The organism is Novosphingobium umbonatum, from assembly GCF_004005905.1.
Taxonomy (GTDB): Bacteria; Pseudomonadota; Alphaproteobacteria; order Sphingomonadales; family Sphingomonadaceae; genus Novosphingobium; species Novosphingobium umbonatum.
Genome location: NZ_SACO01000004.1, coordinates 207861 through 226187, shown reverse-complemented (window position 1 = coordinate 226187; position 18327 = coordinate 207861). Strand labels below are relative to the sequence as shown.

The window sequence follows — 18327 nt, the reverse complement described above, 5'->3', positions numbered from 1 at the left end:
AGCCTGACTGCGCCGGTTGCATCAAAAGCTTGGGGCCCTTGATGCAACCGGCCAGTGATCAATAGGCCAGCCCAAACCGCTGATAGTCCTTCTCGGCATCGGGCTTCAGGCGGCGGGCGATCAGCAATTCCTTTTGCGCCTCGGCCAAACGGCCCAATTTTTTCAGAATAATCGCGCGCACCAGACGCGTTTCGCCTTGCGATGGATTTTGCAACAGCGCCGCATCCAGATCGGCCAGCGCCGCATCCAACCGGCCGAGCCGGAGCAGAACCACTGCCCGACTGTCGAGAATAGGGGCCGAATTGTCAGTCAGTTCAATCGCACTGGTGCAATCTTTGAGCGCGCTTTCCACCTGCACCTGCCGCGAGGCCTTGACCCAGCAGCGGGCGTTCAGCAAATCCGGTCGCCCCGGCTTCTTGGCGATCAGCGCGTCCAATTGGGCCAGACTTTCGTCCGCATCGCCATATTGGCCGATCAGCGCCGCCTTGTTCAGCTTGATCCCGTCTTTTTCCTGCCCCGCAACGCTGATCCTTTCGTCCAGCATCGCCACACCCGCGGCCAGATCACCCCGCTTGGCCGCAATATCGGCCGCCAGCGCGACCGCCGCCACATCGGAAGGGTCCAGGGCGCGGGCCGCTTCGGCATCCTTGGCCGCTGCGACCAGATCACCGGCCTGCGCCTCCAGTTCGGCACGGTTGAGATAATTGGCGCCCGATGGCTCCTTGGCGATGGCTTTGGTCCAACTGGCAATCGCGCCGGTGTAATCGCCGATACCCTTCTGGAAACTGGCCTGACCTTGCAGGGCGGAACTGTCCTCGGGTTCGGCCTCGCCTGCCACTTTGGCAAACAAGGTGCTGACCGATGCCAATTGCGTGCCCGCTGCCTTGCCCGTCAAAGGCAAATTCCAGCGCCGCGTTGCATCCTGAGGCGCCAGCAAGCGCGGCGCGGCGGACAGCACCTGCGTTGCCAAAGCGCGTTCGGCGGGAATACGGGCAGGGCTGATCTCTGCCCCACGGCTGCTCAGGCTTTCCTCGATCACCACCCGATCGCCGGTCAAGGATGCCTGACGATTGACGGTATAGCCCGCCACATCACCGGTATAATTGGCCGTCCCTTCCAGATTATAGCCGCGCCCACCATCGGGCAGGCGCAAGGTGGTGCGGATATGCACCCTGTCGGGTATGGGGGTGACAACGGGAATGTCGGTCCATGCCGCTCTGGCGCGGTCGGGGGCGAAGGAAATGTTTTTCAACAGCCGCGACAGGTCGCGTTTGCGGCGATTGTCCTCCTGCCGCCATGAGGTGGACACCAGCCCGCGACCGGTGATGGTCACGGTGGCCTCCTGCTTGTTCTCCTGCATCGTCAGGTCAGTGAATTGCCCTTCACCGACCATGCGATCCAGCACGCTGTGCAGCATTTGCCCCTTTTCCTTTTCGGCCATTTGGTTGGCCATCAAGGACAGGGTGATTGCCCTTTGCCCGCGCAAGGTGACCTTGGCGTCAATCACGCTGGGCAAATCGATGCTGGAGCTTTCATCCACCGCCAGTTCAATGTCGGTAACCGACCTTGCGGGAGCCTTGCGCTCGACCTCTTCCAGATCGGCGCCATCCTTGCGCACCGGAAGAACATAGCGCAGGTTGGGCGTGTCCTGTAAATCAGCGAGACGCGTGCCTGCCGCCGTCCCATCGAGCCAGATGCTTTGCCCATTGACGCGGGCGCGGACGAAAACATGGTTGAAAGCGGCCAGCGCGGGCAGGCGATCCTTGACCAGATCATCCAGCCCCAAACTTGCCAGCACGGGTTCGGCCTCGATCTGCATGGCATGCAACATGGCCAGCAGCAGCAAAGTCTTGGCCTTGCAATCGCCATAGCGCAGCGTCCAAGTCTGCTCGGCCTTTTGCGGGATGTAATTGCCGCCGTCCATCGACAGGGCCAAATAGCGCACATCATCCTGCACCAGACGCAGCGCGGCGGCGGTACGCTGAACCGGATCGCTGCTTTGCGCGGCAATGCGGGCGACGGCCTGCCCCAGGGCGCTGTTCGGAGCAATCGCGCCGGTGGTTTGATAAAGCGGCGCGGTGGTTTTGGACACATCGGCCCAAGAGGCGAAGGAGGATGCCTCGATAAAGGGCGGGTGGCGGTAACGGCCCGGCGCATCCTCGGGCATATCCTGCGGCTTGGGCGCGGGCAGGGCGATGTTGAGCACCTCGTCGCTGCCTTGCACGGCGCTGCTGGTTACCACGCCATTGGCCAGAACTTTCCAATGCAACGGCTCGCCCTTGGGCCAGAGCAGGCGCATGGCTGCCTTGCTGCTGCGCGCGGGCAAGGACAGCAATGGGCTGGACCATTGCACATGGCCATTAAGCGCCGGATCGCGGCGGGTGGTGGAGGCACGCAGCCGCAAAGTATCGCCCACGCGCAGGCCTTCTACCGCCAGCGTGGCGGTGAGCAGGCCGGTCAATTGCTGCTGCTCCAGACTTTGCTCGCGCCGCAGCACCGCAAATTTCTGCCCCTGCGCCAACAGATCGATTTTCTCCGCGCCGCGCAGGATGCTCACCTCATGGATGATCAAATCCCCCTTGTCGGGAAACCATGGCAGGGTGAGCAGCGAATTTTGCGCCAATTGTTCGGGCGAGGCGATGCGGCTTGCAATATCGACATAGTCCCAAGACTGGCCCTGCGCGAAACGTTGCTGAAAATCGAAAGCATTGGGCGGCGTGCCGCCTTCGGTGGCCAATTCCTTGGGCAGGCTTGTCTGTACCACCCATGCAGGGGCGGGCTGGTACAGGGGCTGATCAGCGGCCAAAACCGGCGTGCCGGATAAGGAAAGGGCATAAATGGAGGCCGAAAGCCAATATTTGCTCATGGAATTCCCTGACTAAAATCCGCCACTTGCCAAGCAAAGCCGGTGAACAGCTCCGAACGTGGCGCAAACAGGCCAAGGGATCAAGCGGTGCTTTTTCCGGCAGGCGATGATCTTTGACCTGGATTATGGACGGTTTCGAGAAAGCGGTTCACGCCCAGATGCAAACGCGCTGCCGAAATTTGTCCGGCGGTGGCAGGAGGGAGGCTGTTGCATGGAAGAGCGCGAGGTTCTGGTCGCCCGTCACGGGGGCGTGGCGCTGATCACCTTGAACCGGCCCAAGGCGGGCAATACGTTCAACATGGCGCTGGCGACGGCGCTGGAACTGGCGATCCGCGAGGCCTTGGCCGATCCGGACGTGCGGGTGTTGGCATTGACCGGTGCGGGCAAGCTGTTTTGCGGGGGCGGGGATGTTGGCTCCTTCGCCTCGGCAGGCGAGGGGGCGGGGCCCTATCTGCTGGAACTGGCCAATGCGGTGCATCGTTCGGTCAAGCTGTTGGCCAGCAGCGCCAAGCCGGTGGTCACCATCATCAATGGCGCAGCGGCGGGCGCGGGTCTAAGCCTTGCCATTGCCGGTGACGTAGTGGTGGCAGGTGCCAGCGCGCATTTCTCCGCCGCCTATAGTGCCGTGGGTTTGACACCGGATGGCGGGATGAGCTGGCTGCTCCCCCGCCTGATCGGTTGGCGCCGCGCGCAGGAAATGCTGCTCACCAACCGCCGTGTTTCGGCGAACGAGGCCGAGGCGATGGGGCTGGTCACCCGCATGGTGCCCGATGAAGAGGTGATCGAGCAAGGTTTGGCCATGGCGGAAAAACTGGCGCGGGGGCCGGTGGCGGCTTTGGGCAAAACCCGCCTGCTGTTGGCTCAGGGGCAGGAACAGGACCTGTCCACCCATCTCGACAAAGAAGCGCAGAGCATAGCCGAGGCGGTAGCCCTGCCCGAGGCGCGCGAGGGTATCGCGGCCTTTCTGGAGCGCAGGAAGCCCGATTTTGTGAGTGTCTGATCCGCAACGGGCAGTCTTGGCGTTGCAAGTTTCACAAGTTAAGTTGCCCAATAGGAACCCGCAAAAGACGGGTCGAGAGGATGGAACCGGTGAGCAATCAATTCCTGTCCGACTATCGTGCCAAGCTGGTGAGCGCAGAGCAAGCCGCCGGTTTGATCCCCGACGGGGCCAAGGTCGCGCTGTCGATCGGCGCGGCCACACCTCCGGCCCTGCTGCATGCCTTGGCGGAGCGGGCGCGGCAGGGCGCGGCGCGGGACATACGGTTCTATTACATGCTGTTGGGCGCGGTCGCGGGGCGGACTATTTTCGATCCGGAACTGGTCGATCGCCTGATCCCGATGAGCTTCTTTCACAATGCGGTCGAGCGCGGCGTGGACAAGGTGTTGGGAGAGCAGCATCTGGTCGATTTCCTGCCCGCCCATTTCAGCCAGATCCCCCGCGCCATGGTCGAGCATGTCGGGGTGGACACTCTGATCACCACCGTGTCCCCGATGGATGCCGATGGCTATTTCAGCTTTGGCACCAATGCCGATTATGCGATTCCCGTGGCCCGCAAACCGGGCATCCGCATGATACTGGAGGTCAACCAGCATATGCCCCGCGTTCGCGGCGACTGCATGGTGCATATCTCGCAAGTGGCCGCCTTAGTGGAGCACCACCAGCCTTTGCTACAGGCGTCGCCCGCGCCTTTATCGGATGTCGACCGCCAGATCGGCCAGATCATTGCCGGATTGGTCGATGATGGCGCCTGTTTGCAGATGGGGATTGGTGCGCTGCCCGATGCGGTTTGCGCAGGGCTGGAACATCACCGCAATCTTGGCATCCATACCGAATTGCTATCGCCGGGCATGGCGCAATTGGTGCGGCGCGGCGTGGTGGATAATTCGGCCAAGCAGATCCACACGGGCAAAACCATTTTCGCTTTCGCTTTGGGCGATGCGGCGCTCTATGATCTCATCCATGACAATCCCGATGCCGAAGCCTGGCCGGTCGATTACGTCAACCATCCGGCGACCATTTGCCGGAATGACAGGGTGGTTTCGGTCAATGCCACGACGCAAGTGGATTTTCATGGCGCGTGCAATTCCGAATTTGTCGGCGGGCGACAATTTTCCGGCACGGGCGGTCAGGTTGATTTCGTGCGCGGTGCCTATCTGTCACGCGGGGGTAAATCGATCATCGCCTGCCACTCCACCGCCGCGCGCGGCACGGTTTCACGCATCACGCCGCAATTGACGGGGCCAGTTACCACTGGCCGCGCCGATGTGCATATTATCGTGACCGAATATGGCTGGGCCGACATGAAAGGCAAATCAGTGGCCCAGCGCGCGCAGGCGCTGATCGGACTGGCCCATCCCGATTTCCGTGAGGAACTTGCGCGGCAGGCCCATGCGATGAAGCTGGAGGCATGAGGCTAGAACCCCACTTGCTTTAGCCATGCCTCGCATAGTCTGGGCCAGACCGACACCGGCTTGTCTTTTGTGTCCAGTGCAAAACCATGCGGGGCATCGGTAAAGACATGCAATTCACAAGCCCCGCCTGCATCGCGCCACGCTTGCCGCAGGCGGAAGGCGTTCTCGACCGGCACCACCGGATCATTGTCGGCATAAACAATAAAGGCTGGCGGCGGCGAGGGCAGAAGTTGGGCATCGGGTTGCAGGCGGTCATAGAGCGCCTGTTTTTCCACCGGCGGAAGCGGCGGTTTGTCGGGTACGATCTGGCGCCCCTTGGCATTGGTGGAGATCGGCGCATAGCCGATGATCGCCACATCGGGGCGGCAGGCGCGGGATCGTCTGGGCCATTCAACCGGATATTCGGCAAACAGGCTGGCCGCCAGATGGCCGCCAGACGACAGGCCCAGCACGCCCACGCCTCGGGGTGCCAGATCGCTCGACTGGATCAGGTGCAGGGCCTGTGTCGCATCATCCAACGGGGCCGAGGGGCCATTGACGGCATCGGGAAAGCGGTGGAGCAGGACAAAGGCGTAATAGCCCAGACCGGTGAGCCATTGCGCAACCTGTACCCCTTCTCGTCCTGCCATCAGCGCGACATAGCCACCGCCACCACAGATCAACATGGCTTTGCCATTGGGCTGTGCAGGGCGAAATCCCAGCAGGGCCGGTTGCGCGACAGCGGTGACCACGGCCTGTTCAGGGGTGGCATCGGGGGCTTCGAATCGGACATCTGCCGCATCGGCCCATAATGGCCAAGTGAAGTCGGAACCCAGTAGCATTCAGCACCCCGTTACACACAATATACAACGCCATCCTACATAGGGCGATAATTGCAAGTGGTTTTGAAAGGCATGGACGCGGCTTTACCCCAAAGCAACGGAACGCAAAATCTATCAGCCTGCCGCCAGTTTGAAGAGGTCTTGATATGGCAATGAATATATAGCGTCAAAAACTGGATGCTTGGATAAGGTGTGATATGATCGGGACTATGGCGCAGGCCGCAATGCTGATGCTGGCCGCTCCTGCTATTGCTGCGGCGGGTGATAGGGCGGGCGAGCCAGTGTTGATGGCAGGGGCCACGCGGATCGATATTACCCCGCAGGATTTGCAGGACATTAACCCGTTTGGCGGCGGGGATTTCATTAAGGTCCATGATCCGATCTATGCGCGCGTCCTCTATCTGCAAAGCGGGGTGGAGAAAGTGGCCCTGATCGGGCTCGACCTGCCCGAAGTGGGCGATATGCGCGCATTTCTGGCGCTGGCGGCCAAGCAGACGGGCGTGGCCGAGGATCACATCATGATGATCGCCACCCATGACCACTCCGCACCGCGCTTGGGCGATGTTTCCGCTGGCACGGCGGCGCAAAGGGCGGGGGCAGCCTCGCTCGCCTATTCGCAGGCGCTGTATCCCCGCCTGATCGCCGCGATCAAGGTGGCGCGTGATGCCGCCGTGCCCGCCCGCTTGGCCGTGGAGGCCGGACAGGTGGACGTGAATGTCAACCGCGACGAATATCGGCCGGACAAAGGATGGGGGCTGGGCTATGCTCCTTTACGCGATTCCGACAAGACGGTTTGGGTCACCCGCCTGACCTCGCTCGATGGGAAGCCGGTCGCGACCTTGTTCAATTACGCTGTGCATTCCACCGTCACTTTTGGCCTGAAACATATCACCGGTGATCTGGCGGGCGCGGCCGAACGCTATGTCGAGGATCAGGCTGGCGGCGTGGCGATCTTCACGATGGGCGCAGCGGGTGATCAAGCGCCGCGCGTGGCCTTTGCCCCGCAAGATGGGCAAAAGGCACAGGATGTGGCGCGCGCCTTTCAGGCCGTGGAGGCACAGGGCGTGATGCTGGGCGCCGAAGTGTTGCGCGTGGCATCGCATGCGCCTGTTATTGTCGGCCCGATCCGCATGCGTGCCAGCCAGAAAGATGTGACCTGTCCCACCAAGGCAGGCAGCGGCGCCATGGCCAGCATGACCAGCGTCAACGCCCCGCAAGTCACCGTCCGCCTGTCGGCCCTGCAATTGGGCGATACCGCCTATACCGGCGTCGGCGGAGAAGTCACCACGCCGATTTACCGCCATTTCCAGCGCGAAACTCCGCTGAGCCGCAGCATCTTCATGACCAATGTGAATGATCGCATCGGCTATATGGCCGATGACGCTTCCTATGACACGCCCATCTTTGAAGTGAAGGGCAGCCCCGTTGCCCGTGGCTGTGCCGAACAGGCGGTTGTGCAGGGTTTGAACGCATTGATCCGTCAGAACATGAAACCATAAAGGGAGAGGCATGATGTTGAGCACAGGATTGCTGGCGGCGGCTTTGGCCGCTTGCCCCGTCACCGTCGATCGTAAGGCCGAGGAAGCCAGTCCCGCGCCGCCCAAAGGCGTGGCGGGCGAGATTGTTGCTGTGGCCGAGGATCATGTCGATCTGCGTGGTAAGGATGGGCTGCTGGTCACTGTGCCGATGACCAAGGGTTGGACCCTGTCCTATGCGCAGAAGGCAAGCGTTGAGGCGATCCGATTGGGGCAATTCATCGGTTCGGCCAATCAGGCCATGCGCGAAGGCCGCGGCAAGGCCAATGAATTGCGCGTGTTCGAGGCAGGTTATCAGCCCGAATATGGCACCCATATCTTGTCCGGCCCCAATGCCACCGCGCAAACGCGCATGACCCATGGCTTTGTGTTCGCCATCGGGCAGGGAGAGGGCGGTTTGCTTCTGCAAATTGCCTATCCTGCGGGCTGCCGGATGCTGGAAGTTCCCGCAGCCTTGCCGGTGATGGTCTCTGTTGCGGTGGATCGGGCCATTGCGCGACCGGGCGTGGCGGTCTCGGCGGTATTGCGCCCCGATCAGGAAGGCGTGCTGCGCGCAAGCCGCTTGACCTTGCCCGCCAAGCCCTGATCAGCGCAGGCGGTTGCTGTCATAGGTGATGCGCAAAATGCCATCGCTCAAGCTGCGCTGGCTGGGCGATGGTGCCATGCCCAGACCGGCGGGGCGATCGGGCGCGCGGACCATGCGGCGCTGATAGATGATCGTGCCATTGGTAGGCTTGGACGGCGGCACACCTTCGCCACCATATCAATAATGAATGTCGATAGTTGAATATCTAAACCCAACCCAAACCCGCTAGCAAGCCTTGGCAATGCATCCGGCCATGTGATGCCGGACCGCGCAAACAGGGGAGTAGATATGCGCTTAAAGGGTTGGTTGTGCTTGTCTTGCGCAACGATGGGGCTGGCCGCGCCGGCCATGGCGCAGGAGGCAAAGGTTTCCGATCAGGCGATTGTGGTCACTGGATCGCGCGTCATCAAAAATGGCAACAGCAGCCCGACGCCGCTGACCGTGGTCTCGACGCAGGACATTGCTGCAGTGCAGCCCACGACGATCGCCGACGGGCTCAACCTGCTGCCGGTTTTCTCCAGCCCGCGTAACCAATATGCCAATCCCAATGGCGGTGTGGCCGGTGGCGCAGGCGGAAATGCGGCGGCCAACCAGTTGAATCTGCGTAATATGGGTTCGGTGCGCAACCTGATCCTGTTTGACGGCCACCGCGTGCCTTCCACCTCGGTCAACAACATTGTGGACGTGGACATGATCCCGCAAATGTTGCTGCAAAGGGTGGAAACCGTGACCGGCGGCGTATCGGCGGTCTATGGTTCGGATGCGGTGACCGGTGTGGTCAATTTCATCACCGACCGAAAATTCAACGGGCTCAAAATGCAGGCGCAGGGCGGCCTATCGACCTATGGTGATGGCGCGCAATATAATGCGGGGCTGGCCTGGGGCAAAAAGCTGGGCGAGCGGGCCCATTTCGAAATGAGCTATGAATATCGCAAGGATGAGGGCGTTTCCGCGCGATCGAGCCGCCCTTGGTTCCGCCAGCAATCGGTGCAAGGCGGCGGCACCGCTGCCAATCCCTATCAGCTGTTCAGCGACATTCGCATCAACAACCTGCCCTTTGGCGGGGCGATCACCAGTGGCGCGCTGGCGGGCAATTATTTCGCCTCCAACGGGGTGCTTTCGCCCTCGGCAGCGGGCACGGCAACCGGTTCCAGTTGCTGCACCGTGGGCGGCACCGGCGGCTATTATGACAGCTCGCTCAAGGCCAAGCTGGAAAGCCACCAGCTGTTTGGCCGTCTGGACTATGAACTGGGCGAGGGGCTGAATTTTTACGTCTCCGGCCTGTTCAACAACAAGAAGAACGAGCAATTCATCACCCCTCCGGTGACCAGCAATCTGACGATGGGCGCAAGCAATGCCTTCCTTGCTTCCTCCTATCAGAACACGCTGGCGGCGGCGGGGCAGTCGACCTTCCTGTTCAGCAAGCTGTTCTCGCAGGCGCCCCGCCTCAATCCGCAGGCCGAATCCGAACAGTTCTGGGTCAATCTGGGGCTGGATGGCAAACTGGGTGCTTGGGATTGGTCAGTAGCCTATTCCAATTCGGCCTCGCGCCTGTCCACCACGCTGCATAACAATGTGAACAACCAGAAACTGGCGGCCGCGCTGGACGCGGTGACCAACAGCTCGGGGCAAGCGGTTTGCTATGCCTCGACGGTCAATTCCGCCTATGCAGGCTGCGCGCCGCTCAACCTGTTCGGGCCCAGTTCGGCCAGTCAGGCCGCGCTCGATTACATCACCGGCGACACGCATCTGCGCGCCATGACCAAAATGCAGGACATTTCGGGCAGCCTTTCGGGCTCGCCCTTCAAGACCTGGGCAGGCGATGTCAATGTCGCGCTGTCGGGCGAATGGCGCCTGACCTCCTATGCCTCGACCAGCGATGCCTTGCCCACCACAATGGCCAATTGCACGGGCCTGCGCTACAATTGCTCGGCCAATACGGTGCTCTGGCAGAACACCTATGCCGCGCGCAGCCGCGTCAGCAACACGGTGGGCGAAGTGGCGGTGGAGGCCAAGGTGCCTCTGCTCAAGGATCTGCCCTTTGCCGATGCTTTGGATGTGACCGGCGCGCTGCGCTACACTTCCTATCGCACCAGCGGGCAATATTGGACGTGGAAGCTCGGCATCGACTGGCATCTGAGCGACAAGCTGCGTTTCCGCGCCACACGTTCGCGCGATATTCGGGCGCCTACGCTGGATGACCTTTACGCGCCTTCCTCGATCGCTTCGTTACAGAACCGCGATGAACTTACCAAGATCACGCCGGGTCTGGATGCGGGCACTTCGCCGGTGGCGGGTTATTCGGGCGGCAATCCCAATCTGCGCGCCGAAGTGGGCAACACTTTGACCGCCGGTCTGGTGTGGAAACCGGCCAACACGTTCAGCTTGGCGCTGGATGGTTATCGCATCAAGATTTCCGACGCAATCACCAGCATTCAGGGCTATAACCCCACCATCCAAAACGCCTGCTATGCCAGCGGCGGCACCTCGCCCTATTGCGCGCTGCAAAGCCGTCCACTGGGTTACAGCAACACCAGCGCGGCCAATCTGGTGACGGCATGGTATTCGACCGTCATCAACATTGCCGAGATTGAGACATGGGGCGCGGATCTGGAGGCCAATTGGGCCACCAAACTGGCCAAAATGCCTGCCTCCTTCCGCTTCATGGCCAGTTGGCAGCCGCATATCTATTACCGCACCCCCGCGCTGGTCACCATCGATCAGGCCGGCGCGGCTTTCGGCACCAACGGCCTGCAGGCCAGCCCGAAATGGCGCCTGACCGCTTTCGCGCGTTTCAAGCCAACCGACCGCGTGACGGTGGACATTATGGAACGCTGGCGCAGCGCGATGAAGCATAGCACAGACCCGACGCAAGTCTGGGTCAACAACCATGTGGCGCCCTTTGCCACCACCAATCTCAACGTGGCGTGGAAACCCAGGAACGGATTGGGCGATGCCGAAATCTTCCTGAATGTGCAGAACCTGTTCAATGCCGCGCCGCCTGCGACGGCCTTCTTCGGCGCCTCGACCATTCCGGGCCAGTTTGGCGGCTTTGCCATCGGTGATGATCCGATTGGCCGCTATTTCACCGCAGGGGTCCGTTTGAAGATGTAAGCGGATCGATAGCCCCCGCGCGGAAAAGCATTGCCTGACGCGCGGGGGCTATTTCCAATTTTGCTTAATCGGGCGCATTCATTTGCCATTTGGCATGATCATGCCCTATCCTGTCCGCCATGTCCCGCAGCCCCAGCCTTTCCAGCCTCCGCCTGTTCCTGCAAGTGGCCCGCTCGCTCAGCTTTAGCGAGACGGCGCGTATGGCCAATCTGTCGCAGCCCGCGCTCAGTCGGACAATCAAATTGCTGGAAGAGGATCTGGGCGTCCGCTTGTTCGACCGCAATTCGCGCAATGTGCGCCTGAGCAGCGCGGGCGAGGCTTTGCTGCCTACGGTCGAGCGTCTGACCGCCGATTTCGATCAGGCCTTCCGCGAATTGCAGCAGACCTTTCAGGGCGAGCGCGGGCGCGTGGTGGTGGGGGCCTTGCCCTCGGTGGCGGCGCATCTTTTGCCGCGCGTCTTCGCCCGTTTTCGTCAGAGCCATCCGCAGGTGGAGATTATCCTACGCGAAAATCTGACATCGGGCCTACACCAAAGCCTGCAGGACCGGCTGATCGATTTTGCCATTTCCATCGAGCCGCCCGCACCGGCGGAGATCCATTTTACACCGATGCTGGAGGATGATTGCTTGCTGGTGTGCCATGCACGCGATGTCGGTGTCCTTCCCGATCCGGCGCCATGGAGCCTGTTCCAGACCATGCCCTGCATCGGCATGGAGCCGCGCAGCAGCGTGCGCATGTTGACCGAGGCGGCCTTCGCCCGCGCAGGTGTGGTGACGCCCGCCCTGTTTGAATGCTCGCAATTGGCAACTATGGGCGGGTTGATCGCGGCGGGTTTGGGCATTTCCCTGTTGCCGCGTTCCACACTGCCTTTGTTGGGGCATGACGGGGAATTGGCGTGGCGGGTGATGCAAGAGCCAGTTGCCTCTCGCCGGATCGGCGTTTTGCGACTGATGGGGCGCAGCCTGTCTCCTGCGGCGCAGGCTTTGCTGGACGCGGTGATGCAGGCCTGTGATCGATGCATTCCGCTGATGAAAGCATAGAATAAGTCTATTTGCCGTATGGTTGGCTTTGCGGCATCCTGCTTCCCGTATCAAGAGAACAGGACGCGAGAGGATCATGCTGGCATTTGTGGCGGCGGCCACCATTTTGGGCCTGTTGGCGGCCATTCTCTCGCAGCGCGTGTCGCCCTTGGTTGCCTTGATCCTGGCGCCGGTGATCGCCTGCGTGGCGCTGGGCATGGCGGGGCACATGCCCGCCTATATGGTCGCGGGGATAACCAAGATCGCGCCAGTTGCGGGCATGTTTGTGTTCGCCATCCTGTTCTTTGGCCTGCTGGGCGATGCGGGCGTGTTAAAGCCTTTGGTGTCGGGCGTGTTGCGCGCTGTGGGCAAAGACCCCAAGCGGATTACCATTGGCACAGCTTTACTCGCCTTGCTGATCCATCTTGATGGATCGGGGGCGGTTTGCTTTTTGATCACCATTCCGGCCCTGCGCCCTCTCTATGACGAATTAGGCATGGACCGCCGCGTGTTGGCTTGCACGGCCTCGATGGCGGCGGGCGTCAATTTCCTGCCATGGACCGGCCCCACCTTGCGCGCAGCCTCGGCGCTGAAACTGCCCGTGGGAGCGATTTTCAACCCGATGATCGGGGTGCAATTGGTGGGTCTGGGCTTTGTATTTGCCGCCTCGTGGTGGCTGGGCCTGCGGGAACAACGCCGCCTTGGCCTTATTGCCACCCGCCAGCAGTCGGCTGTCCAAGCCGAACCCCTACCGCGCCTTTTCTGGCTTAATGTCGCGCTGGCGCTAGTGGCGGTGGGGGTGATGGTATCAGGCAAGGTGGAGCCAGTGGTGGTCTTCATGATCGGCACGGCCTTGGTGTTGCTGCTCAACTTCCCCTCACCCACCGCCCAACGTGAGCGGATCGAGGCTCATGCGGGCGCCGCCTTGCAAATGGTGGGCGTGTTGATGGCGGCAGGTGTGTTCACCGGCATCATGAATGAAAGCGGCATGATCAAATCGCTGGCCAGCACCGCAGCGGGCCATATGCCGCAAGCATGGGGGCCACATCTGCCGGTGTTGGTGGCGATGGTGGCCATGCCGCTCAGCCTGCTGTTTGATCCCGACAGTTTCTATTTCGGCGTGTTGCCCGTGCTGGCCGAAGTCGCCCATCACTTTGGCCTGCCGCCGGTGCAGGTGGCGCAGGCCGCCCTGCTGGGCCAGATGACCACCGGCTTTCCGGTCAGCCCGCTTACCCCCGCTACTTTCCTGGTGGCTGGCCTGTCGGGCGTGGAATTGGGCGCGCATCAACGCTTTGCCATCCCCTTTCTTTTCGCAGCCTCGCTGGTGATGACAATAGCCGCCCTTGCCTTTGGAGTGTTTGCGCTGTGACCCGTCCGTCGATCCGCATTGGCGCGGGCGCCGGTTTTTCCGGAGACCGGATCGAGCCTGCGCTGGACCTGATCGAACATGGCCAGCTCGACTATCTGGCCTTTGAATGCCTTGCCGAGCGGACCATCGGTCTGGCGCAAGCCGCGCGGGCGTTGGACCCGCAGGCCGGTTTTGATCCCCTGCTGGAAACCCGTATGCGCCGCGCGCTGCCGCTGGCCGCGCCACGCGGGCTCCGCATCATCACCAATATGGGCGCGGCCAACACTTTGGCCGCCGCCCGCAAAGTGACGCAGATCGCCCGCGAACTGGGGCTGTCCGGCTATTGCACAGCAGCGGTCACGGGGGATGATGTGCTCGATCTGGTGCTGGCGGGGGATTATCCTTTGATCGACCGCGAGGGCACGAGCCGCGATCTGGGGGAGAGCATTGTCTCGGCCAATGCCTATCTGGGGGTGGCTGGCATAGTGCAGGCCTTGGAACAGGGCGCGGATACGGTGATCACGGGGCGCGTTTGCGATCCGGCCCTGTTCCTGGCGCCTTTGATCCATGAACTGGGCTGGGCCATGGATGATTGGGACCTGCTGGGGCAGGGGACAGTGGTGGGCCATCTGCTGGAATGTGCGGGGCAGGTGTGCGGCGGCTATTTTGCCGATCCGGGGGTGAAGGATGTGCCCGATCTGGCGCGTCTGGGCTTTCCCTATGCCGATGTGGCGCGCGATGGGCGCGCGGTGCTGGGTAAGCTGGAGGGCAGCGGCGGGCGGCTCGATAGCATGACGGTGAAAGAGCAATTGCTCTATGAAATCCTTGACCCCGCCGCCTACTGGCAAGCCGATGTCTGCGCCGATTTCCGGCAGGTGCGAATTGTGCAGGAAGCCCCCGACCGCGTCAGTATCGCGGGCGGCAAAGGGCAGCCTGCCCCCGACACATTGAAAGTGTCCATTGCCTATCACGATGGCCACATGGGCGAGGGGCAGATCTCCTATGCCGGGCCGGGCGCGGTGGCGCGGGGCAGGCTGGCAATTGAGATTGTACGCGAACGTTTGCGCCTGATCGGGGCGAGGGTGGAGGATTTGCGCTGCGATCTGATCGGGATGGACGCGGTGGACCAGCGGGGAATGGGCGGCGATCCCGCAGAAGTGCGCGTGCGTATCGCTGGACGCGTCAAGGATGAGGCCAGCGCCCGCGTGATTGGGGCCGAGGTGGAGGCGCTTTACACCAATGGCCCGATGGGCGGCGGCGGGGTGACGCGCTCAACGCGTCGCGTGCTAGCGGTGGCCTCTTGCCTGTTGCCCCGCGCCATGGTGCAGCCCCGCGTGACGATGGAGGTGGCGTGATATGAGCCGCATTCTGCGCGACGTCGCCCATGTGCGCACCGGTGACAAAGGCGATATTTCACAGATCGCCGTCATCGCCCTGCGTGAGGAGGATTATCCCCTCTTACTGTCCAGTGTCACGCCCGAACGCGTGGGCGGGCATCTGGCAGGGCTGAACGCTCGATTGATCCGGCGCTATGAATTGCCGATGCTGGGGGCGGTTAATCTGGTGCTGGAAGGGGCCCTGCGCGGAGGGGTGACCCGATCCCTCGCTTTGGACGCGCATGGCAAGACGCTGGGCGCACAATTGCTCGATCTTCCTCTTATCGTTGAGTGATCCGATGAACAAAACCCTTTCTCTCGCGCTGCTGGGCGCGACGATGCTGGCCGCCATGCCTCATGCCCTACAGGCGCATCTGACACGGATCGAGGTGGAAAAGACCACGACAGACAAGGCTGGCGATGAAACGCTGAGCGGGCGGTTTTATGGCGAGGTTGATCCGCGTGATCCGCGCAATGCGATCATCACCGATCTGGCTTCTGCTCCGCGAAATGCCCGCGGCATGGTGGAATATTCGGCCACCTTTGCCATCACGCGGCCCGTGGGCGGCAGCGACGTGCTGTTTTACGATGTCCCCAATCGCGGCAATATCCTGCGCGATCCCGATCCCTTGCCCTTTGTACGGGTGGTATCGGGCTGGCAGGGCGATTTGCCCGAGGATGCCGGATTGCAAACCGCCCGCGTGCCGGTGGCCAAGGGGCTGACCGGAGCGGTGCTGGCGCGCTTTGTTGATATGCCTGCGGGCAGCGCCAGCCTGCCCATCGCGGGTAGCATCGGCCGCCCCACGCCGCGCCCGCTGCCCGTCTCGCTGGACACGGGCAAGGCGCGCCTGATGCGTCAGCGCAGCGATGGAGCGCCCCTGCAGGCTATCCGTTCTAGCGACTGGGCCTTTGCCGATTGCCGCCAAACGCCTTTCCCCGGCCAGCCTGACCCGACGCAAATCTGTCTGCGTGGCGGGTTTGATCCGCAATTTGCCTATACCCTGACCTATCAGGGCAAGGATCCCAAGGTGCTGGGTCTGGGCTTTGCGGCCACGCGCGATTTGGTGGCGTTTTTGCGCCATGGTGACAAGGATGGGGCGGGCAACCCCAATCCTGTGGGTAAAATCGCCTATGCTTTGGCCAGCGGCACATCGCAGTCGGGCAATTTCCTGCGCAGCTTCATCAATCTGGGCTTTAACGCGGACGAGGCGGGGCGACGTGTGTTCGACGGCATCAACCCCAATATTGCCGCCCGTCAGGTGCCTTTGAATCTACGCTTTGGCGTGCCCGGCGGGGCGGCGGGCCTGTTCGAGCCGGGCAGCGAGGGCACCTTGTGGTGGACCCGATATAAGGACAGCGCGCGGGGCAAGGGCTTCTCCAGCCTGCTGGACCGCTGCCATGCCAGCAACACCTGCCCCAAGGTGATCGAGACTTTTGGTTCGGCTGAATTCTGGGGCTTGCGTATGTCGCCCGGATTGATTGGCACCGATGGCAGGGCAGACCTGCCGCTGCCGCCTGAAGTAAGGCGCTATTACTTCCCCAGCACCACCCATGGCGGTTCGTGGACAGGCGGCTTTCCGGTCAAGGGTGATCCGGTGCCTGCCGGATGCGCCTTGGCGGGCAATGCCATATCCTCGATGGAAAGCCTGAGGGCGGCGCAGATGATGCTGTTGGCATGGGTGCGCGAGGGGAAAGCGCCACCGCCCAGTCGTTACCCCACGTTGCACGCGGGCGATCTGGTGCAGGCCAGCGCCAAGGCGATGGGCTGGCCCGATCTGGCCGGAGCACCGGTGCCCGATGGCAAGCTTAACCCCTTCATCACCTATGATTTCGGGGCAGGCTATCGGACGCAGGATGTCAGCGGCATACTGACCCGACAGCCGCCCCGTTTGACCGGAACCTTGTCCCAGCGCGTCCCCCGCGTGAATGCCGACGGGAACGAGACATCGGGTATCCCCGCCGTTGCGTTGCAAGTGCCCTTGGGCACCTATACGGGGTGGAATGTGAAGGCGGGAGGCTATGGCGCTGGCAGTGGTTGCGGTTTTGCCGGTGGCTTCATTCCCTTCGCCCGCAGCAAGGTGGAGAGGTTGGCCGCGCATGATCCGCGCCTGTCGCTGGAGGAGCGCTATGGAACCCATGCTGGTTTTGTGCAGGCCGTCCGTCAGGCGGTCGCACGGCAAAAGGCGCAAGGGTGGTTGTTCGAGGCTGATGGCGAAAGACTGATTGCGCAAGCCGAGGCGAGTGATGTTTTGAGGGACTGATTGCGATGGCTAATTCGTGGCTCTGCCAGGAAGTGCCGGCTCATGTGGCGGTAGGTTATGACGGCATGTGGGTGGAGGTTTGAGCGTATCGGGTGTGATGTTTGTTTACATAATCCTCATTACGCCTCTTTACGGTCCAATCATCCGCACCCCGCTTTCTGCGTTCTTACCAACATCTCCCACGCAGTGCCTGTTTGGCAAACCGGTGCCCCATACGTAATGTCTGCTGACAGCGGCGCGGGCATGGCCTAAAGCTGCCCGCTTGTGGATCGGGAGTGAAGGCCAAAGTGGCAGATATTCAGGGCGAGCTATCCAAGCGGCAAATCACCGCCTTGCGCACCCGCGAGGACATTCTGGATGTCGCCACGCAGGAGTTTTCGGAGAAAGGTCTTGCCGGTGCCCGCATCGACGAGATCGCGGAAAAGACCCATACGTCCAAACGCATGATCTATTACCATTTCGGCAGCAAGGACGAGTTGTATCGCGCCGTTCTGGAACGCGCCTACAGCCGCATCCGCGACGGTGAACAGGCGGCCCATTTCGAGGACATGCCCCCCGAACAGGCCTTGCGCGCGATCATCGGTCACAATTTCGATTATCACTTCGACCACCCTGAATTCGTGCGTCTGGTCATGAGCGAGAATGTGAACAAGGGCGAACATATCACCCAGATCCCCGGCATGCGCGAACGCAACCGCACTGTGATCGAGGCGCTGGGCGCGATCCTGCGCAAGGGCGTGGAACAAGGCGTGTTCCGCGACGGGATCGACCCGATCGACCTGCATATGACGATCAGCGCCCTCTCCTTCTATAATGTTTCCAACCGTTATACTTTCCTGCAAAATTTCGGCGTCGATTTTTCCACGCCCGTTTCGCGTGCCCGACGCAGAGTGCAGATTATCGATTGCGTCATGGGTTGGGTGCGCAAGGACTGATCAACGCGGGCTTGCCTGCCCTCTCGTTTTGTGTACCATCCGGTTCACATCATA

At 61.8% G+C, this 18327-nt stretch carries 14 protein-coding genes; 11 read left to right on the top strand and 3 right to left on the bottom strand.

The annotated features are described in order from the left end of the window. Positions 1-58: 58 nt before the first annotated feature. Positions 59-2866 (bottom strand): DUF3857 domain-containing protein, encoded by a 2808-nt coding sequence (locus EOE18_RS07380; protein WP_127707781.1) that lies wholly within the window; start codon positions 2864-2866, stop codon positions 59-61. Positions 2867-3077: 211 nt separating this feature from the next. Here EOE18_RS07380 and EOE18_RS07375 point away from each other — a divergent pair, with 211 nt between their 5' ends. Then, positions 3078-3866 carry an enoyl-CoA hydratase/isomerase family protein gene (locus EOE18_RS07375; protein ID WP_127707778.1) on the top strand — a complete coding sequence of 263 codons (789 nt, stop codon included), beginning with the start codon at positions 3078-3080 and terminating at the stop codon, positions 3864-3866. 80 nt (positions 3867-3946) lie between these two features. Then, positions 3947-5278, top strand: a complete 1332-nt coding sequence (locus EOE18_RS07370; protein ID WP_127707776.1) for an acetyl-CoA hydrolase/transferase family protein — start codon at positions 3947-3949, stop codon at positions 5276-5278. 2 nt (positions 5279-5280) lie between these two features. Here EOE18_RS07370 and EOE18_RS07365 read toward each other — a convergent pair whose 3' ends face one another. Then, positions 5281-6099, bottom strand: a complete 819-nt coding sequence (locus EOE18_RS07365; protein ID WP_127707774.1) for an alpha/beta hydrolase — start codon at positions 6097-6099, stop codon at positions 5281-5283. A gap of 197 nt (positions 6100-6296) precedes the next feature. On the opposite strand from EOE18_RS07365, the gene EOE18_RS07360 reads away from it, so the two are divergent. Both EOE18_RS07360 and EOE18_RS07355 read left to right on the top strand, forming a co-directional pair. Beyond that, the gene (locus EOE18_RS07360) at positions 6297-7598 is read left to right on the top strand and encodes a neutral/alkaline non-lysosomal ceramidase N-terminal domain-containing protein (protein WP_127707772.1); all 1302 of its coding nucleotides are present in this window, start codon (positions 6297-6299) and stop codon (positions 7596-7598) included. Positions 7599-7608: 10 nt separating this feature from the next. Beyond that, positions 7609-8220 (top strand): hypothetical protein, encoded by a 612-nt coding sequence (locus EOE18_RS07355; protein WP_127707770.1) that lies wholly within the window; start codon positions 7609-7611, stop codon positions 8218-8220. On the opposite strand, the gene EOE18_RS18445 is transcribed toward EOE18_RS07355, so the two are convergent. Continuing rightward, positions 8221-8382 (bottom strand): hypothetical protein, encoded by a 162-nt coding sequence (locus EOE18_RS18445; protein ID WP_164852692.1) that lies wholly within the window; start codon positions 8380-8382, stop codon positions 8221-8223. 150 nt (positions 8383-8532) lie between these two features. On the opposite strand from EOE18_RS18445, the gene EOE18_RS07350 reads away from it, so the two are divergent. From EOE18_RS07350 to EOE18_RS07320, 7 genes are all read left to right on the top strand, one after another. Beyond that, positions 8533-11334 (top strand): TonB-dependent receptor domain-containing protein, encoded by a 2802-nt coding sequence (locus tag EOE18_RS07350; protein WP_164852691.1) that lies wholly within the window; start codon positions 8533-8535, stop codon positions 11332-11334. A gap of 119 nt (positions 11335-11453) precedes the next feature. Next, the gene (locus tag EOE18_RS07345; protein WP_127707766.1) at positions 11454-12374 is read left to right on the top strand and encodes a LysR family transcriptional regulator; all 921 of its coding nucleotides are present in this window, start codon (positions 11454-11456) and stop codon (positions 12372-12374) included. 76 nt (positions 12375-12450) lie between these two features. Next, positions 12451-13722, top strand: coding sequence for a CitMHS family transporter (locus EOE18_RS07340; RefSeq protein ID WP_127707764.1), 1272 nt, complete (start codon positions 12451-12453; stop codon positions 13720-13722). Continuing rightward, the gene (locus EOE18_RS07335; RefSeq protein WP_127707762.1) at positions 13719-15056 is read left to right on the top strand and encodes an acyclic terpene utilization AtuA family protein; all 1338 of its coding nucleotides are present in this window, start codon (positions 13719-13721) and stop codon (positions 15054-15056) included. Before EOE18_RS07340 ends, EOE18_RS07335 begins: the two co-directional genes overlap by 4 nt. A gap of 1 nt (position 15057) precedes the next feature. Further along, a complete protein-coding gene (locus EOE18_RS07330) occupies positions 15058-15372 on the top strand; it encodes an AtuA-related protein (protein WP_127707760.1) in 315 nt (104 codons plus the stop codon). A 4-nt stretch (positions 15373-15376) separates the two neighbouring features. Beyond that, the gene (locus EOE18_RS07325; protein ID WP_127707758.1) at positions 15377-17338 is read left to right on the top strand and encodes an alpha/beta hydrolase domain-containing protein; all 1962 of its coding nucleotides are present in this window, start codon (positions 15377-15379) and stop codon (positions 17336-17338) included. Between the two features lie 275 nt (positions 17339-17613). Then, positions 17614-18273, top strand: a complete 660-nt coding sequence (locus EOE18_RS07320; RefSeq protein WP_246027312.1) for a TetR/AcrR family transcriptional regulator — start codon at positions 17614-17616, stop codon at positions 18271-18273. Positions 18274-18327 lie beyond the last annotated feature (54 nt).